The following is a 26553-nucleotide window of genomic DNA, read 5'->3' as shown; positions in this document are numbered from 1 at the left end:
ATGAGATTGAGCCCAAGCTGTAGCCGCGACGGTGGTGCACCACCTCTCCCGCTTGCGGGAGAGGTCGGCACGAAGTGCCGGGTGAGGGCTCTCTCCTCTAGGGGGCTGTCCCGTTGCGGAGACACCCTCTCCCCAACCCTCCCCCGCAAGCGGGGGAGGGAGACCTTACGCCGCGACGCGCTCGCTGCGATCGACCAATGCCGCCAGCTCCCGCGCATCCGCCACCACCCGCACGGCAAGCGGCTCGTCGCGGCCGCGGATCGCGACCTCCTGGTGCGGCAGGGCATCGTCGGGGAGGCCCGCGCTGCGGCTGATCTCGTCCGAGACGATCGCCTCGCAGGCCAGCGTCTTGGTCATGTCCTGGAGGCGGGCGGCGACGTTGACGGCATCGCCCAGCGCCGTGAAGACGATGTGATCGCGATAACCGATGTCGCCGATGATGACCTCGCCGCCGTGAATGCCGATGCCGAAGCGGATCGGCTGGCGAAGATCATGGCTCAGGAGCCGGTTCAGTTCGTCGAGTTGGGTGGCGATGCCGCTTGCCGCCTTCAGCGCTTGCCGACAGGCGGTTTGCGGATCGGCCGTGAGCCCGAACAGCGCCAGCATGCCGTCGCCGACGAACTGGTTGGGCTGGCCGCCATTCTCGATCACCGCCTGCGACACCGCGCCGAGGAAGCGGTTGACGATGAAGACGGTGTCGAACGGCAGCCGTTTCTCGGCGAGCTGCGTCGAGCCGCGCATGTCCACGAACAGGCTGACGAGATAGCGCTCCTGGCCGATGCTCGCCGGCGCCGAGGCGTGCGCGGTCGCCGTCGTCGCTTGCGGGGTGAAGAGCTGGAAGAAGGAGAGGTCCGACGTCGGCCGCAACTGGCAGGCCAGCCGGATCGAGGGATCGTTGGTGCCGACGCGCGTCAGCACGAAGGCTTCGCGCTGCGACGGCTCGGGCAGCGTGGCATGATCGCCGATGATCCGGATGCGGCAGGTCGAGCAGCGGGCCCGGCCGCCGCAGACGCTGGCATGCGGCAGATTGTGGCGCAGGCTCGCCTCCAGCACCGAGAGGCCCTTGGGAACCCGCACCGTCTTGCCGTTGCCGTAGGACAGCGCGATCACGCCGCCGCGGCGCTCCCGCCAGGCGCGCACGCCGCGCGCCGCCAGCGCCAGGCCCACCAGCCCGAAATAGGCGATCGTGAAGCCGCCGGTGATGCGATCGAGCGTCGCGGCCTCGGCCGTGGTGCCGACCTGGCGTCGGGTGAGATTTTGCGCGCGCCATTCGCCGTCTTCGGCTTCGAGCGCGACGCTGCGGCCGCCCTGGTAGATGCCGAGCAGCGACAGCGTCGGGATCAGCACGGCGGCGGCGAGCAGATAGGGCGCCGCGCGGGTGAAGAACGGTTTGAGGCGCAGCCAGAAATAGATGCCGATGCAGCCATGGACCCAGGCGATCACGAGCAGGATCGTCATCTGCCAGAGCCGGCCGGGCGCGGCGACGAAGAACAGGTAGAGCTCCTGCGGGTAGAGCTTCTGGTGATCGTACAGCGTGTAGCCGAGCCGCACCCCGACCACGTGGCCCATGACCAGAGCAGGGATGCTCAAGCCCAGCGCGAGCTGCAGCGGCTCGGTCGTCCGCCAGCGGAACTGGCGGCGCTGATACAGCGCGTAGATGCCGAGCCCCATATGCGTCAGCGCAGCGGTGTAGAACACGATCGCGACGGGCAGGAACTGCCAGAACAGGATGTGGTAGGTGACCCCGGCTTCCATGGCCTCGACCGAGATATTGCCGAGCGCATGGTTGAGGAAATGGCTGATCACATAACAGAACAGGATCACTCCGCAGACGAGCCGCACCTGCCGTACGCTGGTCGCGCGGACGAGTTCGGACATCTGTGCAGCAGCGGTGGCCATGATTCGGGTTGTATCAGCTCGGAAAGCAGAACGGCCAGCCTAGCGTTTAATTCCCGGGGGTGACAGGTCACATGCGCGGCAAGCCCCACTGTCGTCCCGGACAAGCGCGCCCCCAGGCGCGCGCAGATCCGGGACCCATAGCCCCAGGGAGATGTTTGGGGCCGGTTGGCAACCGCGAGTTTTCGCCAAACTCCTCCCTGTGGTTATGGATCCCGGGTCGCGCTTCGCTCGCCCGGGACGACACCTGGGTTGGGGCCCCCCCGCATTGACTCCCCCTCCCGGGTTGGCGAAAAGCGCGGCCGTGACGATCGCTGCCGATATCCCTGTGAAGCCAGACGGCGCCGAACGCCGTCTCATCCTTGTTGCCGTGCTCGTCATCGCCGCGATGACGCTGCTGCGTATCGTCTACGCCTCCGCGATCGAGCTGCGTACCGACGAGGCCTATTACTGGACCTGGTCGAAGGAGGGCGCGCTCAGCTTCCTCGACCACCCTCCGGGCATCGCCTGGCTGATCCGCCTCGGCACTGCGATCTTCGGCGACACGCCGCTCGGTGTCCGCTTCGGCGGCATCGTCGCGATGCTGCTGACGCAGCTGTTGCTCGCAGACATGGTCCGCCGCCTCACCCATGATGTGCGCGCGATCGCGCTCGCGGTGCTGATGCCCGAGGCCGCGCTCTATTACGGCCTGCTGATGGCCAAGGTCGCGCCCGATGTCGCCATGATCCCGTTTGCGGTGGCGATGATGTGGTCGCTGGTGCGGTTGTCGCAGAGCGGCGACGGACGCTGGTGGCTGGCGGCCGGCCTGTTCGCCGGCCTCTCGATGCTGTCGAAATTCACCGCGATCATGTTCGCGCCGGCGGTCGCCGCCTTTCTGCTGGTGCCGGATTGGCGCTGGCGCTGGTTGCGCAGCCCCTATCCTTATCTCGCCGTGCTGGTTGCCACCCTCGTGTTCTCGCCGGTGCTGATCTGGAACGTGCAGCACGACTGGGCCTCGTTTCGCTTCCAGGGCGTACGCGCCACCGCCAGTTACGGCATCTCGCTGCGGACGCTCGGCGATTACATCGGCCTGCAGTTCGGCCTGGTCGGCTTCGTCATGCTGCCGGTGGTGCTGACCGGGTTGGTGCTGACGGCGTGGCGCGGCTATCGCACGCGCGAGCCGGTCGCGATCCTGCTGTCGACCGCGGTGCTGGTGCCGTTCCTGTATTTCCTCGCGAAGTCGACCACGCTGCGGGTCGGCGATACCTGGCCGATGTTCATGTGGCCGGTCGGCTTCGCCGCTGCCGCCGTGAACCTCGTGGCGATGATGAAGGAGGATTGGTCGGCGCGCATGCTGAGATCGTCGCTGTTCTGGGCGAGGACCGCCATCGTCTCCGGCATCGCCTTCGTCGTCATCGTGTTCCTCTACTACGTCGCCGCGCCGTGGAATCTGCTCGGCAGGATCGACCCCATCGGTGCCGAGGCCGGCTATGAGCAGGTTGCCGCACGCGCGCAGGCCGCGCTGGACGAGACCGGCGCGACCTGGATCGCCACGACCGATTACCGCACCTACGCCATGATGCGCTGGCTGTTCAGGGGGCGCGTGCCCGTCATCGAGATCAACGAGCGCGGCCGCTTCCAGGGTTTCGCCGATCCCGGCATGGACCGGATCAAGGGCCACGCCGGCATCTATGTCGGCCGCGAGCCGGACAACCGTTCGCCGCTGTGGCAGAACATTCCGGCGAAACGTGAACAGCTCGGTCAGGTCGAGCGGCGCTGGCGCGGCCTCGTGATGGATACCTACGCGATCGAAAAGCTCTCCGGCTGGACCCCGGAGCTGTCGCCGCCGAAGGACTCGCCGCTGTTTCAGTGGAAGGTGCTGGCGGGGGAATTCAGCGCAAAGCTCGCGCGGTTTCTCTTACCCTCCCCTGGAGGGGGAGGGTCGATCGCGCGCAGCGCGAGCGGGGTGGGGTGATCTTTCCGCACGGGCACTGTTGGAGGTGGAGAGACCGTCACCCCACCCCGGCTCATATTTCGCTGCGCTCAATATGAGCCGACCCTCCCCCTCTAGGGGAGGGTAAGGAAGAGCGGCCCACTACTCCTCCCCATCCTTCTTCCGTAGCAGATCGCTCGCCAGATCCGACAGCTTCGGCGGCGGCAGTGCGGCGAACGGCAGCGGGCGCGTGACGTCGATCGCGGCGAGGCCGAGCCGCACCGTCAGCAAGCCGTTCAGCACGCCTTCGCCGAGCCGCTGCGACAGCTTCGCCGCGATGCCGTGGCCGAGCATCTGCTGCACCAGGCTGTCGCTCGCGGCCATGCCGCCGGTGATGGCGAGATGGGCGATGACGTGGCGCAGCAGGCGGATCATGCCGAGCGCGCCGGGGCGGCCGCCATAGAGAAAAGCGAGCTGGCGGATCAGGCGCAGCGCGGCGACGAACACGAACAGCACGTCGATCGCGGCGCGCGGGCTCACCGCGGTCACGATCGACACCTTCTGCGCGGCCGACGACACCAGCCGCCGCGCCTCCGCATCGAGCGGCGACATCAACTCGCGCTCGGCGAGCCGGATCATGTCGGCGCCGTCGATGATCTCGCCGGCATGGCTTTCCAGCGTGGCGCGTGCGCGCGCCAGCTGGGGGTTCTGGTGCGCGATCTTGAGCAGGTCCTGCACGATGACGCGGCTCTCCTTGCGGTCGTCGCTGGCAAGGACGGCGGCTGCGCGCTCGTGCAGTTTCTCGATCGTCGCAAGACGCGCGAGGCCGAACGCCTCGCGTCCGATCACCACGGCCAGCGCCAGCGCGGTGACGGACGCGAAAGCGAGGCCGACGAAGCCGAGCGTTTCGCTCCGCGCGAACAGATCCTCGATCAGATGGACCACGCCGAGCCCGGTGCCGAGCAGCGTCAGCCCGGCAAGCCCCGACCAGAACAGCGTGCCCCACGGAAAGCCGCGCCGCGCCGGCCGCGCCGCCGCGATGGGCACCGGCAGCGCCTGCGGATCGTGCTCAGGCGTGATCTGGATGGTGGCGCGGCCGAGCCGTGCTGTCTCGTCGGCCTCGGTGACGACGACGCCGGGATCGTCGAGCCGGAACGTCGCCGGCCGCCGTGGCTTCGATCGGTCGTTCATGCGAGCTTGTCTCCGATCAGGAACTGCAGGGCGCGGTCGAGGCGGATGTGTGGCAGCGTCGGCGGCTCGGTGCCTTCGCGCTCGAGGGTTGGCGGACGGAAGCGCAGGAAGCGGAAATCGCTTCTCTCGGCAGCCTCGGTCGCAAGGCCGCGGAACGCATCAGTGCCGTTGAACAGCGGCTCGGGGTCCAGCGGCAGGTCGCCCGGAAAGGTCGCCACTTCCGTGTTGCCGTCGAAGAACTCGCCGCCGGCGCTCTCGCCGGCGGCGGGCGTTCCCAGGATCGACGGCAATTTGTCGCGGCCGCGCGCGACCTGCGCTTCCCGCGTGGCGCGCACGGCGGCCAGCGCCACCACGTCGATGGAAGCGCCGGTACTTTCCGCGCGCGCAACGGCGCCCGAGACGGCGCGGCGCAGCACGGCCTCGAGCCGGTCGTGGCTGGAATGATGCAGATGGTCCGCCTTGGTCGCCGCGAACAGGATGCGGTCGATGCGCGGCCGGAACAGGCTGGACAGCAGCGTGCTGCGGCCGATGTTGAAGCAATCGAGAATGCCGGCCAGCGCGGCTTCGAGATCGTGCAGCGCCTCGGGACCGGAGTTGAACGCCGACAGCGCATCGGCCAGCACGATCTGGCGGTCGAGCCGGGCGAAATGATCGCGGAAGAACGGCCGCACCACGACGTCCTTGTAGGCCTCATAACGGCGCACCATCATCGCCCACAGCGATCCCTCGCCCGCCTGGCCGCCGATGGGCACGTCGAGCGGCGCGAAGGTCAGCGCGGGGGAGCCTGCGAGATTGCCGGGCATCAGGAAGCGGCCGGGCGGCAGCAGGCTCATCGCGAAGCGCTCGTCGCGGCAGGCGCGCAAATAATCGGTGAAGAGTCTTGCAGCGGCGAGCGTCGCCTGCTCGTCCTCGCGCCCCTCGGGCTTGAGTGTTGCGAGATGGGCGTGCCATTCGCCGGCGAGATGCGCGCGCGGCGCCTCGCGCGACAAGGCCAGGCTCTCCGACGACCATTGCTCGAAACTCTTTTGCAGCAGCGGCAGGTCGAGCAGCCATTCGCCGGGATAGTCGACGATGTCGAGCGTCAGCGTGCGGTCGGCGCCGTTCGGGCGCTGGTACTCGATCACGAGCCGGAGCTCGCTGATGTCGACGGTCGAATTCGGCCAGCGCCGTTCCTCGACCAGCGCGCGCAGATGGCTCTCATAGGCAAAGCGCGGCACGGCATCGTCGGGCTGCGGCGCCAGATGCGCCCGCGCGATCCGGCCCGAGGCATAGGCGTCGAACACCGGAAACCGTCCGCCGCGGGTGAGGCCGTGGACCAGCGCGGTGATGAACACGGTCTTGCCGGCCCGCGACAGGCCGGTAACGCCTAACCGCACCGTCGGATTGAAGAAGTGCTCGCCATAGTCGATCAGCGCCTGCGCGGACAGCCGCGCTTCTTCGACCATGTCATGGAAACTGAATGCCATCTGAACGTTAGAGGATCCGGGGCGGGAGGAATGTGCGGCCGTTCACAAAAGTGGCAATTGCGTGAGGAAAATCAAGCTCCATACTTCCACCGCCTTTATCGGAGAATCAGCCGTTTGAACGACGCGCCGATCCCGAAACACCCATAGCAGAGGGCACCACCTCTTTTTGCGGATTGCCATGACCGTCTTCCAACTGAAACAGCTTGCCTCCAGCTCTGTCCACGCCGCGGCCGACGCGATGGGCTGGCATTACGACCGCGCCGAGCTCATCGCCGACGGCGTCGTCCACGCGATCGGAGTGCTCGCCGGCATCGTCGCCGCCACCGTGCTGGTGGTGCTGACGGCGATCTATGCCGATGCGACCGACGTTGTCGGCGTCTCGATCTACATCGCCGGCCTGCTCTCGATGCTGGTGTTGTCGGCGACCTATAACCTCTGGCCGGTGTCGCCGGCCAAATGGCTGCTGCGCCGGTTCGACCATTCCGCGATCTATCTCCTGATCGCAGCGACCTACACGCCGTTCATCCTGGAGGTGAAGGACAGCGGGTTTGCGCTGGTGCTGCTCGCCGGCGTCTGGTGCGTCGCCATATCAGGCATCGTGCTGAAGCTTTGCTACCCTGGCCGCTTCGACCGCGTCTCGGTCGGCATTTATCTCGCAATGGGCTGGAGCGGGGTGATGCTCTACGACGCCGTGGTCCGGGCGCTGCCGGCGCTGGCGCTGGGCTTCATCCTGGCCGGCGGACTGCTCTACAGTTTTGGCGTGATCTTCCACGCCTGGCGGCGGTTGCGCTTCCAGAATGCGATTTGGCACGGCTTTGTCTTGGCCGGCGCGGCATGCCATTATACCGCGGTGCTCGACCTCGTGTTGAGCTGAGCAAGCTCCGCGCCGCGGAATAAGTGCGCGCGGTGTCAAGCGGTATGAGACAAGAGGAGACGTCGCATGCAGGTGACCGGCAAGGTCGTGGTCGTCACGGGCGGCGCAAACGGCATCGGCAAGGCGCTGTGCGAGGCGTTTCATAACGCGGGCGCGGCCAAGGTCGTGGTCGCGGACATGGACGCCGCCAATGCAAGGGCTGTCGCCGCCATGGTGGACGGCGCGGCCTTCAAATGCGACGTCGCGCAGGAAAAGGACATCGCGCATGTCATCGAGGAGACCGAGCGCCAGTTCGGTCCCATCGACCTGTTCTGCTCCAATGCCGGCATCGGCGGCGGTTTCGATCCGATGTCGGAGAATGCCGGCGGCGCCTCCGACGAGCCGTGGCAGCGCAGCTGGGCGATCCACGTCATGGCCCATGTCTATGCGGCGCGGCATCTCGTGCCCCGCATGAGGGCGCGCGGCGGCGGCTATTTCCTCAACACCATCTCGGCCGCTGGGCTGTTGTCGCAGGTCGGCAGCCCCGCTTATTCGACGACCAAGCACGCCGCGGTCGGCTTTGCCGAGAATCTCGCGATCTCGCACAAGGCCCACAACATCAAGGTCTCGATCCTCTGCCCGCAGGGCGTCGACACCAACATGCTGCGCTCGATCCCCAAGGGTCCGCAATCCGGCGACGGCGACCTGACGCCGGAACAAGTGGCGAAAGACGTGCTCGCCGGCCTCGAGCAGGAAACGTTCCTGATCCTGCCGCACCCCCAGGTGCTCGGCTACATGCGCAAGAAGACCGAGAATTACGACCGCTGGATCGGCGGCATGGCCAAGATCCAGGCCAGGATGCGGGAGGATTTCGGGAAGTGAGGGAGGTAGGCTGTCGCCCCGATTGACGCTGTCATGCCCCGCGAAGGCGGGGCATCCGGTACGCCGCGGCCTCTCGACTCAATCACAACCGTCTCGGAGTACTGGATCGCCCGCCTTCGCGGGCGATGACACCGAGGTTGAGGTCACACCACCGGCGCCATCTCGTCCTCCACCCGGCTCTGCCTAAGCGCCCGCGCGTAGAGCATCATGCCCTCGCGCACCTTGCGTTGCTCGGCGTCAGTCAGCGCCGCCAGCGCGCCGCGTACCTGCTGACGGCCGAAGGCGTGCAGCGCCTCCAGCGTGCGCCGGCCCTTTGCAGTGAGCGAAAGCCTCTTGCTGCGTGCATCCGTCTCGTCCGGTGTCTCGCGCAGCTCGCCGCAATCGATCAGCTTGCGCACCAGGCGGCTGACGCTGGATTTCTCAAGACGCAGGAAATCGCCGAGCTCGCCCGAGGTCAGGGGGCCGCGGATGCCGATCTCCAGGATGGTGTGCACCGCCGAGGGCGGATAGTCCGACGCCGCCACCGTCGCATCCATGAAGCCGAGCTCGCGCACCATCAACCGCGAGGCGGCGCGGATGTCGTCGATCAGCGTAAGCTCCGTCATCCTTGACTCCCGGCATATAGTTGTATCATACAACTATATGGGCGCAACGGCGCGCGCAAGCGTTTTGGAGTGGACCATGAGCGGAGCTTTGCCGAGGGCGATGCGAATGAGCGGCAAGGTCTGCCTGGTCACCGGCGGCGGAAGCGGCATCGGCCGCGCCACCGCGCTGCGGATGGCATCCGAGGGCGCCGAAGCAATCCTGGTTGCTGGCCGCCGCGAGGCCGAGATCGAGGCGACCGCCGCCTCGTGCCGCGAGCTCGGCACGGAGGCGATTGCGCTCAAGACCGACATCACGCGCGAGGACGAGGTCGAACGGCTGATCCGCACCGCCGTCGAACGCTGCGGCCGGCTCGACGTCGCCTTCAACAATGCCGGATTCCAGGAGCGCCGCGCGCCGCTGGAGGAGCAGGGCACCGAGATCTACGACAGCGTGTTCGACACCAATGTCCGCGCGCTGTTCCTGTGCCTGCGGCACCAATTGCCTGTCATGCTGGCGCAGGCGCGCGGCAGCATCGTGGTCAACGCCTCCGTCAGCGGCGTGCGCAATCCCAATCCCGGCTTCTCGCTCTACTCGGCCTCCAAGGCCGCCGCGATTTCGCTGACGCGTTCAGTGGCGCTGGAGAACGCTCCGCGCGGCATCCGCATCAACGCCATCGCGCCCGGCCGTGTCGTCACCGACATGATGCTGCGCGCCGGCGTCGGCGACGTCGCGACGGTGAGCGCAGGCCTGCCGCTGCGCCGGATGGGAAGTCCGGAGGAGGTGGCGGAAGCCGTGGTCTGGCTGTCGTCGGATGCGTCATCCTACGTCGTCGGGCATGTGTTGGCCGCGGACGGGGGATTTCTGGCGTCGTAGTTGGCCGCGCTCGCGCAACAAACTCGGTGTCGTCCCCGCGAACGCGGGGACCCATACCTCCAGGAAGAAGTTTGGCGAAGACTGGCCGTGTTTCTGCCTGCGGTAGTGACACCTGCGCTTGACCGAAAGATCACGCGGTTTGGACCCCTGCGTTCGCAGGGGCGACAGGCTCAATGCTTCTGCCCGTATAGCACCGGCACCGCCGAATCCACGACGACCTCGACAAGGCTCGTGCCCTCGAATGCCATCCCGCGCTTCAGCGCCTCGCCAAGCTCCGCGGCCTTCGTCACCCGCACCGCATGGCATCCCATGCCCTCGGCGAGCCGGACGAAATCTATCCCCGGCAGCTCCAGCCCGGGCACGCCCCGCACCTGCATCACCTGGCTGAACGAGCGCATCGCACCGTAGCCGGAATTGTTGAGGACAATGACTGTGAGCGGCAGCTTGCGCTGCGCGGCGGTCCATAGCGCCTGGATCGAATACATCGCCGAGCCGTCGCCGATCAGGCACACCGTGCGCTGCTTCGGCTTGCCGAGCGCCATGCCGACCGCGGCGGGCAGCGAATAGCCGAGGCCGCCGCTCGCCATGGTGTAGAAACTGTCCTGGCCGGGCATCGGCAGAAACTTCTGCATGGCCGGCCGGTGCGAGGGCACTTCCTCAACCAGCGAGGCGCCGTCCGGCATCGCCTGCAACAGCGAATGCAGCAGGAACTCGACCGGCAGTGGATCGGCGGCTTGCGGCGCCGGCGGCAGCGTGCGGCCCTTCGGTGTGGTGCGCTTGCTTTCGGGGAGCAGGTCAAGCAGCAGGCTCAGCGCCGGCTTCATCGTGGCGATGATGCTGGTGCCGACCGGAGTCACGGCTGCCGCGTCAGGATCGTCCGTGATCTGGAAGATCGTCGCGCCGCCGTCGAAGATCGCGGCATGGCCCTCGACATGGAAGGTGAACACCGGTGCGCCGATCACGACGACGAGGTCGTGCGCGCGCAGCGCGTCGGACAGCTGTGCCGGCGAAGCGTGCAGGAAGCCGGCGAATTGCGGATGCCGCTCCGGGAAGGAGCAGCGTGCCGAGAACGGGCTGACCCAGACGCTCGCCTTGGCCTTTTCGGCCACACGCACCATCAGGTCCACCGCGCCCGCGCGGTCGACGCCGGGGCCGACCACGAGGGCAGGGTGCTTTGCGCTGGCGAGCGCGGAAACCAGCGCCTTCATCGCGTCAGGCTCGGGGCCGATCTCGCGGCTGACCTTGCGCGCTTCCACGGGGGTGGTCGCGTGAGCCCAATCATCGATCGGGATCGACACGAAGGTCGGCCCGCACGGCGGCTGCATCGCGGTGTAATAGGCTCGCGCGATCGCGGCCGGAACGTCCTCCGGCCGCGCCGGCTCGACGCTGTACTTGACGTAGGGCCGCGGAAACTCCGAGGCGCGCTCGGCATAGAGGAACGCCTGCAAGGGCAGGATCGAGCGCGCCTGCTGGCCCGCGGTGATCACCAGCGGGGTCTGGTTGCGATGCGCCGTGTAGATGTTGCCGAGCGCGTTGCCGACGCCGGCCGCCGAATGCAGGTTGACGAAGCCGGCATTGCGTGTCGCCTGCGCGTAGCCGTCGGCCATGCCGACGGCGGACGCCTCCTGCAGCGCCAGCACGTAGTCGATGTCGTCGGGCCAGTCGGACAGGAACGGCAGCTCGGTCGAGCCGGGATTGCCGAACACCCTGTCGATGCCGAAGCCGCGCAAGAGGTCGAGCGTCGCCTGCTTGACGGTGACGGACTTGCTGCCGGTCTTGCCGTTCTTGGCCATGGTTTCCGTCCCCTTCTTATTCCTCATCCTGAGGAGCGCGTCTTCGCGCGTCTCGAAGGATGAAGGCCCGGCTGGTGGCCTCGCCCTTCGAGACGCGCGCGAAGGGCGCGCTCCTCAGGGTGAGGGTCTAACTTCCCACATCGCTGTTCGCAACGATGCGGACGGAGCTACCACACCGCCGTGCCCTTCATCGTCGGCTGCCCCTCCGCGTTCGCCGTCCACAGCTCCATGCCCGCCTCGGTCTCGTTGGCGTTGACCGAGAACTCGCTGCCCTCGAACAGCGGCTGCAGCCCGCGATAGGTGAACTTCTTCGGCGCCTTGCCGCCGCGCAAGCGCGCCGCCATCTCGATGATCAGTGCCGCCTGCAGCGGTCCGTGGAAGATCAGGCCCGGATAGCCCTCGACCTTGGTGACGTAGTCGCGGTCGTAATGGATGCGGTGGCCGTTGAAGGTCAGGGCGGAATAGCGGAACAGCAGCACGGGATCCGACACATGTGTCTCGCGGTGCTGCGCCTTCGGGGGCGGCGGAGGAGCCTTGCCGCCAGCCGGCGCGCTGCTGGTCATCTCGCGATAGACGATATCCTGCCGCTCGCGGATGGCGGTGCCGCGCGGCGAGGAAATGCTGTGCTCTACCGAGACGAAACACAGCGTGCCGGTCGAGCCTGACTTCACCTGCACATCGGCGATGCGCGAGGTCCGGGTCGATTCATCGCCGACGCGCAGCGGCTGCAGGAACTCGATCTCGCCGCCGGCCCACATCCGGCGCGGCAGCGGCACCGGCGGCAGGAAACCGCCGCGGGTGGGGTGGCCGTCGGGGCCGAGCATCGACATCGGAAACACCGGCTGCGCCAGGCACCAATGCACCGTGAACGGCGCGGCGTCGCCCTTCCTGGGCTCGCCGATGTCCTGGAACAGCGTCGCGCGCAGGCCCATGACGAGCTGCGCGGTGACGATGTCGGTCGCCTCCGTGCTGCGGCCGATCCATTGCCGCAAATGATCGATGTCGAGCTTCTCGGTCATGACGCCTCGCTCTGTTACTTCTTGGACTGCGGATTTTCGCCGATCGCGGGCACGGCGCCATAGCTGCGCGTCTCGCCGACGATGATCGGCGCCGGCGCGGGATAGCTGACACGGCCGTTCGGCGTGTCCACCTCGATGCGGCGCAGATGCGGATGCTTGGCGAGATCGGCCATGGTGTTGACCTCGGCAAAGGCGATGTCGGCATCCGACAGCCGCTTCAACAGCTCGTCGCGCGTCATCTTGCCGAAGATGTCCGCCACCGTCTGGTCGGTGAAGTCGCGGTTGCGTACGCGCTCGACCATGTTGGCGACGCGGGGATCGGCCGGCAGGTCCGGCTGATCCAGCACCTTGGCGCACAGCGTCTTCCACTCGCGCTCGCTCTGGATCGAGATCAGGATGTCCTTGCCGTCCTTCGACGTGAACACGCCGTAGGGCGCGATCGAGGGATGGCGCAGGCCCATGCGCTTGGGCGGATTGCCCGCTTCGGAGTTCAGCAGCGGCACGGTGCACCAGTCCGCCATCACGTCGAACATGGAGATGCGGATGTCGGCGCCCTTGCCGGTGCGCCCGCGCGCGATCAGCGCCTCCAGGATCGCCGCATGCGCGGTGGCGCCGGTGGCGACATCGACGATCGACATGCCGACGCGCGAGGCGCCATCAGGGTTGCCGGTGATCGAGGCAAGGCCGCTCTCGGCCTGGATCAGCAGGTCATACGCCTTGCGATGCGCGTAGGGACCCTCGTCGCCATAGCCGGTGATGGTGCAGGAGATCAGCTTGGGATAGTCCTTCAACAGCCGCTCGCGGGAGAAGCCGAGCTTGTCCATCGAGCCCGGCTTGAGGTTCTGGATCAGCACGTCGGCGCTGGCGATCAGCTTCTCCAGCTCGGCGCGGCCTTCCGTCGTCGTGAGATCGACCACCGCCGATTGCTTGCCGCGGTTGAGCCAGACGAAGTAGCTGCTCTGGCCCTTAGCCGCCGCGTCATAGCCGCGGGCGAAATCGCCCTCGGGCCGCTCGATCTTGATCACCTCGGCGCCGGCATCGGCCAGGCGCGAGGAGCAGAACGGCGCCGCCACCGCCTGCTCGACCGCAATCACCCTGATCCCGTCAAGTGCTCCCATGGCCGGACCTCAATACGAGCGCGGCATGCCGAGCACGTGCTCGGCGACGTAGGACAGCACGAGGTTGGTCGAGATCGGCGCGACCTGATACAGCCGCGTCTCGCGGAACTTGCGCTCGACGTCGTACTCCTCGGCAAAGCCGAAGCCGCCATGGGTCTGGATGCAGGCGTTCGCCGCTTCCCAGGACGCGTCCGCCGCCAGCATCTTGGCCATGTTGGCCTCGGCGCCGCAGTCGAGCCCGGCCTCGTATTTGCGCGTGGCTTCCTTCACCATCAGCTCGGCCGCGCGCATCGAGGCGTAGGCCTTGGCGATCGGGAACTGGATGCCTTGGTTCTGGCCGATCGGCCGTCCGAAAACGCTGCGCTCCTTGGCGTAGTTGGTCGCCTTGGCGATGAACCATTTGGCGTCGCCGACGCATTCGGCTGCGATCAGGATGCGCTCGGCGTTCATGCCGGAGAGGATGTAGCGAAAACCCTTGCCCTCCTCGCCGATCAGATTCTCCGCCGGCACCTTCATATCCGTGAAGAACACTTCCGTGGTGGCGTGGTTCATCATGGTGCGGATCGGGCGGATCTCGAGGCCGTTGTTCTTGGCCTCGCGCATGTCGACGATGAACACCGAAAGGCCGTCCGTGCGCTTCTTGACCTGCTCCTTCGGCGTGGTGCGCGCCAGCAGCACCATCAGGTCGGAATGCTCGGCGCGGCTGGTCCAGATCTTCTGGCCGTTGACGATATAGCTGTCATTGCCGTCCTTGCGCGCGAAGGTCTTCAGCGAGGAGGTGTCGGTGCCGCTGGTCGGCTCGGTGACGCCGAAGGCCTGCAGCCTCAATTCGCCGCTCGCGATCTTCGGCAGGTACTTGGCCTTCTGCTCGGCATTGCCGTGCCTGAGCACCGTGCCCATCGTGTACATCTGGGCATGGCAGCCGCCGCCGTTGCAGCCCGCGCGCTGGATCTCTTCCAGGATCGCCGCCGCGGCCGACAGCTTCAGGCCCGCTCCGCCATATTCCTCGGGGATCAGCACCGAGAGGTAGCCGGCCGCGGTCAACGCGTCGACGAAGGCCTTCGGATAGGCCATCTCGCGATCGAGCTTGCGCCAATATTCGCCGGGAAACTGCGCGCAGAGCTTTGCGACGGCGTCGCGGATATCGGCGTAATCTTCGGTGTGGTGTTCATCGCTCATGGCGTTTCCCGTTGGTAGCGGCAGTTAAGATAACGCCGGCCGATCCCAAGGCGTTGTGAAAACAACGCCAGCCCCCTATGCTCATTTGTTATAGCGTATGGAGTAGCCTTCCAGGATTGGCAAGCATGGATTTCCGGCAGCTCAGGACCTTCAGTTGCGTGGCGGAGCTCGGCAGCCTGTCCAAGGCGTCCGACACGCTGCGCGTGGCGCAGCCGGCGCTTTCCAGGCAGATCAAGCTGCTGGAACACGAGCTGCGCACCGAACTCTTCACCCGCAACGGCCGCGGCATGGTGCTGACCGAGGCCGGCCGGCTGCTGCTGGCGCGCACCTCCGGCATCGTGCGGCAGATCGACCAGATCCGCGACGACATCCAGTCGTCCCAGGGGCCGCCTTCGGGCCAAGTCGTGCTCGGCCTCGTTCCTACCGTCAGCTGCGTGCTGTCGGCGCGCTTTGCGCGGCGCTGCGTCGAAAAATTTCCCGGCATCTCGCTGCGCATCGTCGAGAGCTACAGCGGCCATCTGGTCGAATGGCTGCATCGCGGCGAGATGGACCTCGCCATCCTCTACGGCCGCTCCGCCGATCTGCATCTCAACGTGGAGAGCCTCGGGCGCGACAACATCGTCGCGGTCGGCCCGCGCGGCTGCGGCCTTGCGCGCAAGAAGAGCGTCGATGTCGGCTGGCTGTTGCGGCAGCGCCTGGTGCTGCCCTCTCATTCCCACGGCCTCCGCGCGCTGATCGAGCACGCAGCCGCCCAACGCAAGATCAAGCTCAACGTCCAGCTCGAGGCGGATTCCTTCCGCGTGCTGACGAGCCTCGTCGAGGAAGGCCTCGGCTTCGCCCTGCTGCCGCCCTCGTCGGTCCATGGCGAGGTCGCGGAGGGACGGCTGGAAACCGCTTCCGTCTCGAAGCCGATGACGCGCGAGCTCATTTTCGCTTCTCCGATCGACCGGCCGGTCTCGACGGCCTCGCTCGCCGTCACGGCGCTCCTGCGCGAGGAAGTCGCCGCCTGCCGCAAGGACGGCGTGTGGGACATCAAATTGAGTTAGATGTGCCGATGTCGTAGAACAGTCAGGCGCCGACTTGCCTTCGCATCTGGCGCGAGCTGTCATGCCGGAATTTTATAGCCGGAAGGCGTGTGGAGCCTGCCGTGCGTCAGGGGCCATGCGCTCTTCGCCTCGCCCTCGGTGTCATTGCCCGCGAAGGCGGGCAATCCAATATTCCAGAGGCGACGCGGCTGGAACCGAGGGGCTGCGGCGTACTGGATGCTCCGCCTTCGCGGAGCATGACAGCGGAGGGTGATGAAGCAGCCTGACCTAAAAGCCTTCGTAGTAGCGCGCCTACCCCGGAATCCGCACCGGCAGCGTCTCATACCCCTTGATGAAGCTGGAATAGATCCGCTTGGGCTCGCCGACCACCTCGATGCGGTCGAAGCGCTTCAGCATCTCATCCCAGACGATCTTGAGCTGCAGCTCGGCGAGGCGCATGCCGACGCAACGGTGGATGCCGAAGCCGAAGGAGAGGTGGGTGCGCGGGCGCGGACGGTCGATGATGAACTCGTTCGGCCGGTCGAACATCTCCTCGTCGCGGTTGCCGGAGACGTACCACATCACGACGCGGTCGCCCTTCCTGATCTGCTTGCCGCCGATCTCGGTGTCCACCAGCGCGGTGCGGCGCATATGCGCCAGCGGCGTCTGCCAGCGGATCACCTCGGGCACCATGGAGTCGATCAGATCCGGATTGGCGCGCAGCTTGTCGTACTGCTCCGGGTTCTCGTTCAGCGCCAGCACCGAGCCGGTCATGGTGTTGCGCGTGGTGTCGTTGCCGCCGACGATGAGCAGGATGATGTTGCCCATGAGGTTGTCGGGGTCCATGTGGCGCGTGGCGTCGTTATGGGCCATCAGCGACAGCAGATCGTTGCGCGGCTCCGAGTTGACGCGCTCGTTCCACAGCCTCGACATGTAGGCGTAGCACTCGTCCATCTCGCGGCGGCGCTCTTCGGCGGAGGCGACGATGCCGCTCTTGGGCAGCGCGGTCGAGACGTCCGACCAGCGCGTCAGCTTGCGCCGCTCTTCCCAGGGGAAGTCGAACAGGGTCGCCAGCATCTGCGTCGTCAGCTCGATCGAGACGCGCTCGACGAAATTGAAGGTCTCGTTGCGCGGCAGGTTGTCCAGCACGGTCTGCGAGCGCTGGCGGATCAGCTTGGCGAGCTCGTCCAGATGCGTCGGCGTGAACATCGGCGACACCGTCTTGCGCTGCGCCGAATGCTTGGGCTGGTCCATCGCGATGAAGCTCGGCCAGTCGTAGCCTTGCGGCACGTCTCGGATCGAGATGCCGCCGAGCGTCGAATCCGAGGAGAAGATGCCGTGGTTGGTGTCGACATGCATAATGTCGTTGTACTTGACCACCGACCAGTAGGGCTCGATCGGCGCGTTGGTGCAGTAATGCACCGGCTCCTCCTTGCGCAGCCGCTCGAACCACGGCCACAGCGTGTCGTCCTGGAACAGCCGCGGCGCGCCGGGATGGAATTGCGACAGCGGCGTCGCATAGGCCTCCTCGCGGGCCCTGCGCATGCGTTCGGCCTTGTCCACCTTAACCGGCGCTTGGATGTTCATCGTCGTGCTCCAGTGTTTCTCTTCACTTCGCCTCTCCCCACTCGCGGGGAGAGGCCGGATTGCATCGAAGATGCAATCCGGGTGAGGGGGACTCTCCGCGAATCCGTCTCTCAGCGTGTGTGCGGAGAGAGCCCCTCACCCCGACCCTCTCCCCGTAAGAACGGGGAGAGGGAGATGTCCTAAGCCGCAATCTTCACCGGCAGCTCTTCCAAACCCTTAACGAAGCTCGAATAGACCCGCTTGGGTTCGCCGACCACGTCGATATGGTCGAACCGCCCAAGGATCTCTTCCCAGATAATCTTGAGCTGGAGTTCGGCAAGCCGCAAGCCCACGCAGCGGTGAATGCCGAAGCCGAAGGACAGATGGGTGCGCGGGCGGGCGCGGTCGATGATGAAATCGTAGGGCTTTTCGATCGCCTCCTCGTCGCGGTTGCCCGAGACGTACCACATCACGACCTTGTCACCCTTCTTGATCTGCTTGCCGCGGAACTCGAAGTCGGAAAGCGCGGTGCGGCGCATATGCGCCAGCGGCGTCTGCCAGCGGATCACCTCCGGAACGAAACTGTCGAGCAGCGCCGGATTCTCGCGCAGCTTGCGATATTGCTCTGGATGCTGGCTCAGCGCGAGAAGCGAGCCCGACATGGTGTTGCGCGTGGTGTCGTTGCCGCCGACTATCAGAAGGATGAGATTGCCGAGGAAGTTCTTGGCATCCATGTCGCGCGTCGCGGCGCCATGCGCCATCATCGAGAGCAGGTCGCTCTTCGGCGGCTGCTCGGCGCGTTCCTTCCAGAGCTGGGAGAAGTAGGCCGCGCATTCCCCAAGCTCGGCCAATCGCTCCTCGTCGGTGGCGACGAGGCCGTCAGGGCCGGGAATCGTGGTGGCGATGTCGGACCAGCGCGTCAGCTTGCGGCGGTCCTCCCAGGGAAAGTCGAACAGCACCGCCAGCATCTGCGTCGTCAGCTCGATCGAGACACGGTCGACCCAGTCGAACACCTCGCCGCGGGGCAGGTTGTCCAGGCACTCGGCCGAGCGCTTGCGGATGTTGAGCGCGAGATTGTCGAGGTGCGTCGGCGTGAACATCGGCGCCACGGTCTTGCGCTGCGCGGCGTGGCGCGGCGGATCCATCGAGATGAAGCTCTCGCGGCGCAGGTCCGGATCGATGTCGCGGATGGTGATGCCGCCGAGCGCGGAGGCCGAGGAGAACACCGAATGGTTGGTCTCGATCTCCATGATGTCGTTGTAGCGGGTTACCGACCAGTACGGCCCGAACATCGAGTCCTTGCAATAATGCACGGGGTCTTCCCGGCGCAGGCGATCGAAATAGGGCCAGAACGTATCGGTCCTGAACAATTCAGGATCGCCCGGATCGAATTGCTCCAGCGGCAACGAACTGGCGCGATCGCGCAATGCGTCGAGCTTGGCCGCGCTCATGGTCCCATGCATGACCGTTCTCCCTGGCACGAACCGCGCGTTCTCGTTGAATTCTGCGCTGCGGTATTTGATTTGCAATTACAGCCGGTTGTCTGCGCCGGAGCAAGGGAGAGTTTTGCCACATCCAACTTTTGCGAGAGGGCCGCGGGACGTTCCTTAGCGTGATCCCCCGCACACCGTTCGTCGTGAAATCGTGCCAGAAACCGATTGGAATCGAGGTAAATCGAACCCGGCCGTGTTGGGGATCGACCAACCTCTGATCTATAGTTTGATTGGAATAGACCGACATCCCGAGGTTGCCGCCGTGAACGACATGCAATGGACCCCGATCGGCTCCGAGCCCATTCCGCCGCCGCTGCCGCCGACGCGGGTCGAGTTTTCTGGCAACCGCTCCGACTTCCGAAAGATGGTCACCAAGGGTGCCATGCTGGAGCTCGTCACCTTCGGCTTCTATCGGTTCTGGCTCGTCACCGACATTCGCCGTCATCTGTGGGCGCACACCGCGATCGACGGCGATGCCGCCGAATATACCGGGCGGGCCAGGGAGCTTCTGGTCGGCTTCTTGTTCGCGCTCGCGATCCTGGTGCCGATCTACCTCGCCTATTTCCTTGTTGGCATCGAGTTCGAGCGCTGGCAGAGCTTTGCCTCGGTGCCGCTGTTCATCGGCTTCTACGCCTTCGGTCAGTTCGCAATCTTTCGCGCGCGACGCTACCGGCTGACGCGCACGGTCTGGCGCGGCGTGCGGTTCTGGATGGACGGCTCGGGCTGGGCCTATTCGTTCCGCGCCATGGCCTGGGGTCTGCTGGTGTTGTTGACGCTCGGCCTGGCGCTGCCGTGGCGCGAGGCCGCGCTCGAACGCTACAAGATGCAGCACAGCCATTACGGCGATCTGCGCGGCGATTTCGAGGGCGATGGCTGGACCTTCTTCAAGCGCGCCTGGTGGCTGTGGCTGCTCAGCCCGATCGCGGTCGTCATCTTCCCGCTCGCGCCGTTCTTTTATGCCGAATTCAAGGCGCGCGAATGGCGCTGGTGGCTCGATGGCATCCGCATCGGCGGCGTCAGCCTGTCCTCGGACCTGCCTCATGACGCCTTTTACGGCCTGTACTGGAAGGTGGTCGGCTGGTGGATGCTGCTCACGGTCGCCTTCGCTGCCTATATGGGCGTCGGCGGCTTGCTGCTGGTTCAGCTGAGCGGCGTTCCGGCCGAGGAGATCTTCGCCGGTGACAACGGCACCAAGAGCATCCCCATGGTGGTGATGATGGTAGCAGGCTATTTCGCCCTGGCGCTGGCGATCAACATCGTGATGCGGGTCTATCTCCAGCGCGATCTCTGGGCCAAGGTGCTGGAGACCGTTGCGGTGCACGACATCGCGGCCGCGGCGGATGTGCGCGGCAGCGGCCAGCTTGCCAGCGCGCTCGGCGAAGGTTTTGCCGACGGGCTCGATGTCGCGGGATTCTAGGCTGTGAGTGAAACATTTGCCGCGACGCCGGCGCAGTCAGCGAAGCCGACCATCTTCTTCGACGGAACGTCGAGCCGCAGGCGGCAGGTCACGCTGACTTTCGGCGATGCGCTCGAGATCGCCGAGGAGGGTGGGGCGCCGGTTCGCTGGGCTTACGCCGACATTCGCCGCGCCGACAGTCCGTCCGGCATCTTGCGCCTTTCGTGCATCGCCGCGCCGCCATTGGCGCGGCTGGAAATCCGCGACGCTGTGCTTGCGGCAGACGTGACGGCGCGCTGCATGCGGCTCGACGAGCACATGACCTCGCGCCGCGGTGTCGCAAAGATCGTCGGCTGGTCGGTGGCCGCGGCCGTCTCCATCGTCTGCGTCGTTCTGTTCGGCGTGCCGCTCGCTGCCGACCGTCTGGCGCCGCTGGTGCCGAAACCCGTCGAACGGCGCATCGGCGACGCCGCCGAAGTGCAGGTGAAGACCATCTTCGGCCGCAATGCGTGCGAAGATCCCGCCGGCAAGGCCGCCTTCACCAAGCTCGTCAACCGCCTGCGGGATGCCGCCGGCCTCGACGACGATTCCATGACCGCGGGGGTGCTGCCGACCTCGGTGCCGAACGCGTTCGCGCTGCCGGGCGGCAAGGTCTACGTGCTCAAGGGGCTGCTCGACAAGGCCGAAAGCCCCGACGAGCTCGCCGGCATCCTCGCGCACGAACTCGGTCATCTCAAGCATTACGACAACATGCGCGGGCTGATCTACAACGGCGGCACCTCGTTCCTGATCGGCCTCCTGTTCGGCGACGTCACCGGCTCGTCCGCGGTGATCTTCGCCTCGCGCAGCCTGGTCGAAGCCTCCTATTCGCGCGAGGCCGAGACTGCCGCCGATACGTTCGCGATCGAGGTCATGCACAAGCTCGGCCGCTCGCCGAAGCCCGCCGCCGAATTGATGTTCCGCATCACCGGCAAGGAAGGCGGCTCGACGCTCACGACCATCCTCGCCAGCCACCCGCCGACCGAGGACCGCCTCGCGCGCATGACCAAAGAAGATCGCCCGGCCTCCGGCCCGCCGCTGCTGACGGACAGGGAATGGCAGTCGCTGAAGCTGATTTGCGGCAGCGGGAAGGTGTGAGCGGACCGCCGATCACTTCGCCGGCGCAGCCGGCGCGTTCGAGCCGGTGGTGACGCTCGGCGCATTGTTCGGACTGGTCGACGTCGCCTGCGGTCCGACCTCGCGCCCATTATAGAAGAAGACGGTTGCGATCACGGCGATCACGAAGATCGCGCCGATCGCCCAGCCGGCCGGGCTGTTGCGGCGCGCTCTGTCGGCCCTGCGGTCGTTGTCCTGATAGGTCATCGAGCTCTCCATGCTGAAAGCAGGAGAACCGCGCGCGGTCGAAGCTGTTCCTAAGCCGGCGGAACGCCGCCGAGAGACCTATCGCGTTCCGTAGGCGCGGTCGCCGGCATCCCCAAGTCCCGGGAGAATAAAACCGTTGTCGTCGAGGCCTTCGTCCACCGCCGCGGTCCAGATCGGCACGTCCGGATGCAGTCCGCGCAGCCGTTCCAATCCTTCCGGGGCTGCGATCAGGCAGGCGAGGCGGATGTCCCTGGCGCCGCGCTCCTTCAGCCGGTCGATGGCGGCCACGGCCGTGTTGGCGGTCGCGACCACCGGCGTCACCACGATGGCGAGGCGCTCGCTGAGATCGGACGGCGATTTGAAGAAATACTCGACCGCGGCAAAGCTGTGCGGCTCGCGATAGAGCCCGATATGGGCGACGCGCGCGGTCGGCACCAGGTCCATCATGCCGTCGACGAAGGTGGTGCCGGCCCGCAGCATCGGCACGAACACCAGCTTCTTGCCGGCGATCTTGGCCGAATGCATCGTCGCCAACGGCGTCTCGATCACGGTGTCAGTGAGCGGCAGATCGCGCGTCACCTCGTAGCAGAGCAGCATGCCGATCTCCTTGATCAGCTCCCTGAACGATTTGGTCGAGATGGACTTGTCCCGCACCAGCGTCAGCTTGTGCTGCACCAGCGGATGATCGACGATCGTGATGCCTTCCATGATTCAATCTCCTGAAATTCATCGAGTCGTCATTGCGAGCGTAGCGAAGCAATCCAGAGTCTCACCGCGGAGGGATTCTGGATTGCTTCGCTGCGCTCGCAATGACACGAGTGGTCGCAAATCTTCGTTCATGCTTTAAAACACAGTGCCGTCACTGATCACCTTGAGCGGCGGCGAGCCGTCGGGACGGCGGGCGAAAGCGATGGCGCGGCCGGCAGCCCAGGTGCCGCCTTCCAGGATGCTGGCGAGCGGCAAGGTCTGCGGCGTGCGGCCGAGCTTGGCGCGAACGAGGTCGGCGAGCCGGTCCAGCAGTGCGACCGTCAGCGCCCGCCATTCCACGACCAGCAGCGAATCCACCGCATGCGCGCGCCCGGCATCGGCGCCATCGCGCAGGCGCAGCACCTCGTGATCGACGAACAGGCCGCCATTGCGATATTCGGCCAGCCCGGTCAGGCCGTCGATCTCGGTGACGTCGAAGCCGGCGCGCTGCAGCGGCTCGATCAGCGAATAGCTCAGCCATTGCGACAGCTTGTGCAGCGGCACGAGGCCCGCCGTTGCGTCGTCGGCCTTGATCGCGGGATGGCGCCAGCAATCGCCGAGCGGCACGCCCCCAAGCTCGAGCCGCGAGGGCCAGATCGGTCCGAGCTGGTTCAGCATCGCGGCGAGGATCGCAGGCGCGGCAACGGCGCCGCCCTTTGCCTGCGCCGCGATGTGATCGAACAGGCCGCCCGGCCGTGGCGTGTCGCGCAGGCCGAACACGTCTGCGCGCTCCGCCGCCAATGTGCCCAGGCGCCGCAGCAGGTCGACGCGTCCCTCGAGGCCGAGCAGCGGATTGGCATCGCTGACCTGAAAGGCGGAGGTGAGGGAGGCGAGCGGCAGTCTTGCCAGCACCTCCGCATCGGCCCTGAACGGCCCACGGGCGTCGCCCGAGAACAGGCCGCCCGCGAACATGTCGAGGCTCGCGATCGCAAGTCCTTCCGAACGGCCGATGGCTTGTCCCGTCACAGCATCGCGATATCGCCACGCCGCGCCCGCGCCGGCATCGAGCAGCACGCTGACGATGGCAAGGTCGAATTCCGCCCGCGCCCGTGCCGCGCGGTCCGGCCACGATGAAGCGTCCGCAAGCCGCGCCCAGCGGTCGACGCCGCCGGTCACAAAATGCCGCCAGCGCGCATGGAACGGAATCTCCAGCGTCGGATAGGCCTGTCGCGTCACCGCGAGCACGGCTTCCGCGACACCATCCATGCGGTCGAGATCAACAGTGAAGTGGTGCAAGCCGCCGGCAAGGCCGATATCGAGCATCTGTCCGGCACGCGCGCGCACCGCTCCTGCGCTGAGCAGGGAGCGGGCCTGTCGTTCCAAAGCGTCCGCCATCGCGCGATCAGTATTTTTCCAGCGAACGTCCGACCACGCCATCGACGTCCTTCTCCGGCGCGATGTCGGTCGAATAATAGCCGGCGGCCTTCTTCGCGGCGATCTCGACATAGGCGTCGGCCGGGATCAGCTCCGGCGGGATCGGCACGCGCTCGACGATGTCGATCCCCTGCGAGGTCAGCGCATCGTATTTCATGTCGCTCATGGACAGGAAGCGGTCGATGCGCTTGAGCCCCAGCCAGTGGATCGTATCCGGCATCAATTGCTGGAAGCGCGCGTCCTGCACGCCGGCGACGCATTCGGTGCGCTCGAAATAGGCCGCAGCGGCGTCGCCGTCCTCCTGGCGCTTGCGCGCGTTGTAGACCAGGAATTTGGTGACCTCGCCGAGCGCGCGGCCCTCTTTCCGGTTGTAGACGACGAGCCCGAGCCCGCCCTCCTGCGCGCCGCGCGCGGATTCCTCGATGCCGTGGATCAGATATGGCCGGCAGGTGCAGATGTCGGAGCCGAACACGTCGGAGCCGTTGCACTCGTCGTGCACGCGGCAGGTGATCCTGGTGCGATGATCCGGCAGCTTCGTCACATCGCCGAACATGTAGACGGTGGTGCCGCCGATCGGCGGCAGGAACACCTTCATGTCGGGACGCGTCACCAGTTCGGGGAACATGCCGGCGGTCTGCTCGAACAGCGTGCGGCGCAGCTCGGTCTCGCCAGTGCCGAAGCGCGTCGCAAGGCCGGGCAGGTACCAGACCGGATCGATCGCGATCTTCACCACGGAGACGCTGCCATTGGCGTGCACGACCTCGCCGTCGGCGCGCAGCCGTTTCGCGGCGAGCGCCTCGCGGATTTCCGGCAGGTCCAGCCGCGCCCGCGTCACCGCGATGCTCGGGCGGATGTCCGCGCCCTCAGTGATCTCCTGGCGAAAGTTTTCGGCGACCAGATGCCCCCAGGGATCGAGCGCGACGATCTTGGCCGGATCCTGCCACTGCTCGAACGGGCCGATGGTCGCGGCCGGAAACGTGTTGGTGAGGTCGGGCCGGCGGATCGGATCGAGCGCGCCGGCGGACACCGCGAGCGCACGGTACATCGCGTAGGAGCCACCATGGCTGCCGATCACGTTGCGATCGCCGGCGCGCGATACCGTGCCGATGACCGGGCCACGGGCGCGCGCCTCGGTGGCGCCCCAGTGGATCGGAAAGGCGGAGGTCCGGCCCGGCTCCGGATGGGAGGTCAGGCGGATGTGGTCGGTACGGTTGGCGCGGCTCATGTCCAGGCTCCCAAAAAGCCAACGGCCCGCCGCTCGGACGGGCCTGGCTCGCTTGCGAGGCCGAACCGGCGGCGCAAGCTCAATCCAACATATTGTAACCGCGGCGAGCGACAGACAAGTTAATCGTGCGCGGCGGCCGCGACCCATTCCCGCGCTCGTCGGGATCGAAGAGAGGCGCCAGAATGTTTCCTATATCTATGTAATTGCTGTCATTTTTGAAGGGGGCGTCCGGCGCCTCGGCGGCCCGAACAGGTGACTGGATAAAACCTGCATGTTCGGACATATCGACCGGATCGGCTCTGCCCCCGGAGACTCCCATGCCCGCCAGCTACATCGACCCCCGCAACGGACAGCTCTATCCCCTCGACCAGCCGCGCTGGTGCTCGGAGGAGCGCACGCCGCTGCTGGTGACGCCGGGAGCCGGCATCTCGCGTGACGATATCGATAGCCGCACGCGCTCGCTCTGGCGCTATCGGGCCGCACTGCCGGTCGAGATCGCAAATCCGATCACGCTCGGCGAAGGCTGCACGCCGCTGGTTCAGCAAAATTGGGGCGAGCTGCGCCCGTTGTTCAAGCTGGAATGGTTCAACCCGACCGGCAGCTTCAAGGACCGCGGCTCCGCCGTGATGCTGTCCTTCCTCCGCCAGATCGGCGTCTCGGCCATTCTCGAAGATTCCTCCGGCAATGGCGGCTCGTCGATGGCGGGCTTAGGGGCCGCCGGCGGCATGCGCGTGAAGATTCTTGCGCCGGCCTCGACCTCGCCGGCCAAGATCGCGCAGGTGCGCGCCTATGGCGCGGCGGTGCAGCTCGTCGAAGGCCCGCGCGAGGAATCCGAGGCCGAGGCCATCCGCCAGTCGAGCCAGACGTTCTATGCCAGCCACAATTGGCAGCCGTTCTTTCTGGAAGGCACCAAGTCGCTCGCCTACGAGATCTGGGAGGATCTCGGCTTTCGCGCGCCCGACAACATCATCGTTCCCGTCGGCGCCGGCAGCAGTCTCCTGGGCTGCGCCTTCGGTTTCCGCGAGCTCAAGAAGGCCGGCCAGATCGCGAAGCTGCCGCGGCTGTTCGCCGCGCAGCCGCTCAACTGCTCGCCGGTCGATGCGAGCTTTCAGGCCGGCGTCGACACGCCGGTCGCGCGCGAGGTGAGCAAGACAATTGCCGAAGGCACCGCCATCAAGCATCCGCTGCGCCTGCGCGAGATCATCGCCGCCCTGCGCGAGAGCGGCGGCGGCACCATTGCGCTCACGGAAGCTGAGATCGTCGCCGCGCTGCGCCGCCTTGCGCGCCAGGGCCTGTTCACAGAGCCGACCAGCGCCAGCGCGGCCGCCGCATTGGACAAGCTCGCAGCCGCCGGCGCTATCAAGGCGAACGAGACCACGGTCGTCATCCTCACCGGCACGGGGTTGAAGGCGGCAACGACGGTAGCCGATCTGGTGCAGTAGAGGTGGATGCCGCTTACCCTCCCCTGGAGGGGGAGGGTCGATCGCGCGAAGCGCGAGCGGGGTGATCTCTCCACTCGGGCATCGCTTCGGTGGAGAGACTGTCACCCCACCCCGGCTCACATTCTCGCTGTGCTCGAATGTGAGCCTACCCTCCCC

The 26553-nt window shown here is 66.5% G+C and carries 22 protein-coding genes; 8 read left to right on the top strand and 14 right to left on the bottom strand.

All coding sequences use genetic code 11. The features are described from left to right. Positions 1-165 precede the first annotated feature (165 nt). The gene (locus tag WI560_RS26805; RefSeq protein WP_375305599.1) at positions 166-1899 is read right to left on the bottom strand and encodes an adenylate/guanylate cyclase domain-containing protein; all 1734 of its coding nucleotides are present in this window, start codon (positions 1897-1899) and stop codon (positions 166-168) included. Positions 1900-2284: 385 nt separating this feature from the next. Here WI560_RS26805 and WI560_RS26800 point away from each other — a divergent pair, with 385 nt between their 5' ends. Next, positions 2285-3850: a glycosyltransferase family 39 protein gene (locus WI560_RS26800; RefSeq protein WP_375308919.1), complete on the top strand. Its 1566-nt coding sequence runs from the start codon at positions 2285-2287 to the stop codon at positions 3848-3850. 120 nt (positions 3851-3970) lie between these two features. Here WI560_RS26800 and WI560_RS26795 read toward each other — a convergent pair whose 3' ends face one another. Both WI560_RS26795 and WI560_RS26790 read right to left on the bottom strand, forming a co-directional pair. Continuing rightward, positions 3971-4999, bottom strand: coding sequence for a YcjF family protein (locus WI560_RS26795; RefSeq protein ID WP_375305598.1), 1029 nt, complete (start codon positions 4997-4999; stop codon positions 3971-3973). Then, the gene (locus WI560_RS26790) at positions 4996-6465 is read right to left on the bottom strand and encodes a YcjX family protein (protein WP_375305597.1); all 1470 of its coding nucleotides are present in this window, start codon (positions 6463-6465) and stop codon (positions 4996-4998) included. Before WI560_RS26790 ends, WI560_RS26795 begins: the two co-directional genes overlap by 4 nt. A 178-nt stretch (positions 6466-6643) precedes the next feature. Between WI560_RS26790 and WI560_RS26785 the strand changes: the two genes are divergently transcribed. Together WI560_RS26785 and WI560_RS26780 are read left to right on the top strand one after the other, a co-directional pair. Continuing rightward, positions 6644-7339 carry a hemolysin III family protein gene (locus WI560_RS26785; protein ID WP_257178162.1) on the top strand — a complete coding sequence of 232 codons (696 nt, stop codon included), beginning with the start codon at positions 6644-6646 and terminating at the stop codon, positions 7337-7339. Between the two features lie 66 nt (positions 7340-7405). After that, entirely contained in the window at positions 7406-8200 is a 795-nt protein-coding gene (locus tag WI560_RS26780; RefSeq protein ID WP_375305596.1) for an SDR family oxidoreductase, read from the top strand. 143 nt (positions 8201-8343) lie between these two features. Here the strand turns inward: WI560_RS26780 and WI560_RS26775 are convergent, their stop codons facing one another. Then, on the bottom strand, positions 8344-8805 hold the full coding sequence (locus WI560_RS26775) for a MarR family winged helix-turn-helix transcriptional regulator (RefSeq protein ID WP_375305595.1): 462 nt from the start codon (positions 8803-8805) through the stop codon (positions 8344-8346). Between the two features lie 76 nt (positions 8806-8881). Here WI560_RS26775 and WI560_RS26770 point away from each other — a divergent pair, with 76 nt between their 5' ends. After that, complete coding sequence (locus WI560_RS26770) at positions 8882-9658, top strand: SDR family NAD(P)-dependent oxidoreductase (protein ID WP_375305594.1); 777 nt, start codon at positions 8882-8884, stop codon at positions 9656-9658. 170 nt (positions 9659-9828) lie between these two features. Here the strand turns inward: WI560_RS26770 and mdlC are convergent, their stop codons facing one another. The 4 genes from mdlC to WI560_RS26750 form a co-directional block, all read right to left on the bottom strand. Next, positions 9829-11451 carry a benzoylformate decarboxylase gene (gene mdlC / locus WI560_RS26765; RefSeq protein WP_375305593.1) on the bottom strand — a complete coding sequence of 541 codons (1623 nt, stop codon included), beginning with the start codon at positions 11449-11451 and terminating at the stop codon, positions 9829-9831. A gap of 167 nt (positions 11452-11618) precedes the next feature. Next, positions 11619-12470: a MaoC family dehydratase N-terminal domain-containing protein gene (locus tag WI560_RS26760; protein ID WP_375305592.1), complete on the bottom strand. Its 852-nt coding sequence runs from the start codon at positions 12468-12470 to the stop codon at positions 11619-11621. Positions 12471-12484: 14 nt separating this feature from the next. Beyond that, positions 12485-13588, bottom strand: a complete 1104-nt coding sequence (locus WI560_RS26755) for a CaiB/BaiF CoA transferase family protein (protein ID WP_375305591.1) — start codon at positions 13586-13588, stop codon at positions 12485-12487. Positions 13589-13597: 9 nt separating this feature from the next. Continuing rightward, the gene (locus tag WI560_RS26750; protein WP_375305590.1) at positions 13598-14767 is read right to left on the bottom strand and encodes an acyl-CoA dehydrogenase family protein; all 1170 of its coding nucleotides are present in this window, start codon (positions 14765-14767) and stop codon (positions 13598-13600) included. 125 nt (positions 14768-14892) lie between these two features. Here WI560_RS26750 and WI560_RS26745 point away from each other — a divergent pair, with 125 nt between their 5' ends. Continuing rightward, complete coding sequence (locus WI560_RS26745) at positions 14893-15813, top strand: LysR substrate-binding domain-containing protein (protein WP_257178154.1); 921 nt, start codon at positions 14893-14895, stop codon at positions 15811-15813. A gap of 291 nt (positions 15814-16104) precedes the next feature. Here WI560_RS26745 and WI560_RS26740 read toward each other — a convergent pair whose 3' ends face one another. Beyond that, entirely contained in the window at positions 16105-17379 is a 1275-nt protein-coding gene (locus WI560_RS26740) for a cytochrome P450 (RefSeq protein WP_375305589.1), read from the bottom strand. Positions 17380-17558: 179 nt separating this feature from the next. Further along, positions 17559-18821, bottom strand: coding sequence for a cytochrome P450 (locus tag WI560_RS26735; RefSeq protein ID WP_257196465.1), 1263 nt, complete (start codon positions 18819-18821; stop codon positions 17559-17561). 292 nt (positions 18822-19113) lie between these two features. Here WI560_RS26735 and WI560_RS26730 point away from each other — a divergent pair, with 292 nt between their 5' ends. Together WI560_RS26730 and WI560_RS26725 are read left to right on the top strand one after the other, a co-directional pair. After that, positions 19114-20268: a DUF898 family protein gene (locus WI560_RS26730; protein ID WP_375305588.1), complete on the top strand. Its 1155-nt coding sequence runs from the start codon at positions 19114-19116 to the stop codon at positions 20266-20268. Between the two features lie 3 nt (positions 20269-20271). Further along, a complete protein-coding gene (locus tag WI560_RS26725) occupies positions 20272-21384 on the top strand; it encodes a M48 family metallopeptidase (RefSeq protein ID WP_375305587.1) in 1113 nt (370 codons plus the stop codon). Positions 21385-21396: 12 nt separating this feature from the next. Here WI560_RS26725 and WI560_RS26720 read toward each other — a convergent pair whose 3' ends face one another. The 4 genes from WI560_RS26720 to WI560_RS26705 all read right to left on the bottom strand — a co-directional run bounded on the left by WI560_RS26720 (position 21397) and on the right by WI560_RS26705 (position 24955). After that, on the bottom strand, positions 21397-21609 hold the full coding sequence (locus WI560_RS26720; RefSeq protein ID WP_375157100.1) for a hypothetical protein: 213 nt from the start codon (positions 21607-21609) through the stop codon (positions 21397-21399). A gap of 78 nt (positions 21610-21687) precedes the next feature. Further along, positions 21688-22317 carry a uracil phosphoribosyltransferase gene (gene upp, locus WI560_RS26715; RefSeq protein WP_375305586.1) on the bottom strand — a complete coding sequence of 210 codons (630 nt, stop codon included), beginning with the start codon at positions 22315-22317 and terminating at the stop codon, positions 21688-21690. 135 nt (positions 22318-22452) lie between these two features. Continuing rightward, entirely contained in the window at positions 22453-23691 is a 1239-nt protein-coding gene (locus WI560_RS26710; protein ID WP_375305585.1) for a URC4/urg3 family protein, read from the bottom strand. Between the two features lie 7 nt (positions 23692-23698). After that, positions 23699-24955 (bottom strand): GTP cyclohydrolase II, encoded by a 1257-nt coding sequence (locus WI560_RS26705; RefSeq protein ID WP_375305584.1) that lies wholly within the window; start codon positions 24953-24955, stop codon positions 23699-23701. Positions 24956-25272: 317 nt separating this feature from the next. Here WI560_RS26705 and WI560_RS26700 point away from each other — a divergent pair, with 317 nt between their 5' ends. Further along, complete coding sequence (locus WI560_RS26700; RefSeq protein WP_375305583.1) at positions 25273-26397, top strand: pyridoxal-phosphate dependent enzyme; 1125 nt, start codon at positions 25273-25275, stop codon at positions 26395-26397. The last annotated feature ends 156 nt before the right edge of the window (positions 26398-26553 follow it).

The sequence above is a fragment of the Bradyrhizobium sp. A11 genome (assembly GCF_042077125.1).
Lineage (GTDB): Bacteria > Pseudomonadota > Alphaproteobacteria > Rhizobiales > Xanthobacteraceae > Bradyrhizobium > Bradyrhizobium japonicum_B.
The sequence above is the reverse complement of the archived record's forward strand: the minus strand, read 5'-3'. Positions and strand labels throughout refer to the sequence as shown.

Excerpts from the sequence above, each read along its gene's own strand:
- WI560_RS26735 (WP_257196465.1), bottom strand. The coding sequence starts at position 18,821 with ATGCATGGGACCATGAGCGCGGCCAAGCTCGACGCATTGCGCGATCGC.
- mdlC (WP_375305593.1), bottom strand. The coding sequence starts at position 11,451 with ATGGCCAAGAACGGCAAGACCGGCAGCAAGTCCGTCACCGTCAAGCAG.
- WI560_RS26800 (WP_375308919.1), top strand. The coding sequence starts at position 2,285 with ATGACGCTGCTGCGTATCGTCTACGCCTCCGCGATCGAGCTGCGTACC.
- WI560_RS26780 (WP_375305596.1), top strand. The coding sequence starts at position 7,406 with ATGCAGGTGACCGGCAAGGTCGTGGTCGTCACGGGCGGCGCAAACGGC.
- WI560_RS26710 (WP_375305585.1), bottom strand. The coding sequence starts at position 23,691 with ATGGCGGACGCTTTGGAACGACAGGCCCGCTCCCTGCTCAGCGCAGGA.
- WI560_RS26700 (WP_375305583.1), top strand. The coding sequence starts at position 25,273 with ATGCCCGCCAGCTACATCGACCCCCGCAACGGACAGCTCTATCCCCTC.
- WI560_RS26755 (WP_375305591.1), bottom strand. The coding sequence starts at position 13,588 with ATGGGAGCACTTGACGGGATCAGGGTGATTGCGGTCGAGCAGGCGGTG.
- upp (WP_375305586.1), bottom strand. The coding sequence starts at position 22,317 with ATGGAAGGCATCACGATCGTCGATCATCCGCTGGTGCAGCACAAGCTG.
- WI560_RS26745 (WP_257178154.1), top strand. The coding sequence starts at position 14,893 with ATGGATTTCCGGCAGCTCAGGACCTTCAGTTGCGTGGCGGAGCTCGGC.
- WI560_RS26770 (WP_375305594.1), top strand. The coding sequence starts at position 8,882 with ATGAGCGGAGCTTTGCCGAGGGCGATGCGAATGAGCGGCAAGGTCTGC.
- WI560_RS26720 (WP_375157100.1), bottom strand. The coding sequence starts at position 21,609 with ATGACCTATCAGGACAACGACCGCAGGGCCGACAGAGCGCGCCGCAAC.
- WI560_RS26775 (WP_375305595.1), bottom strand. The coding sequence starts at position 8,805 with ATGACGGAGCTTACGCTGATCGACGACATCCGCGCCGCCTCGCGGTTG.
- WI560_RS26750 (WP_375305590.1), bottom strand. The coding sequence starts at position 14,767 with ATGAGCGATGAACACCACACCGAAGATTACGCCGATATCCGCGACGCC.
- WI560_RS26795 (WP_375305598.1), bottom strand. The coding sequence starts at position 4,999 with ATGAACGACCGATCGAAGCCACGGCGGCCGGCGACGTTCCGGCTCGAC.
- WI560_RS26805 (WP_375305599.1), bottom strand. The coding sequence starts at position 1,899 with ATGGCCACCGCTGCTGCACAGATGTCCGAACTCGTCCGCGCGACCAGC.
- WI560_RS26705 (WP_375305584.1), bottom strand. The coding sequence starts at position 24,955 with ATGAGCCGCGCCAACCGTACCGACCACATCCGCCTGACCTCCCATCCG.
- WI560_RS26785 (WP_257178162.1), top strand. The coding sequence starts at position 6,644 with ATGACCGTCTTCCAACTGAAACAGCTTGCCTCCAGCTCTGTCCACGCC.
- WI560_RS26790 (WP_375305597.1), bottom strand. The coding sequence starts at position 6,465 with ATGGCATTCAGTTTCCATGACATGGTCGAAGAAGCGCGGCTGTCCGCG.
- WI560_RS26760 (WP_375305592.1), bottom strand. The coding sequence starts at position 12,470 with ATGACCGAGAAGCTCGACATCGATCATTTGCGGCAATGGATCGGCCGC.
- WI560_RS26740 (WP_375305589.1), bottom strand. The coding sequence starts at position 17,379 with ATGAACATCCAAGCGCCGGTTAAGGTGGACAAGGCCGAACGCATGCGC.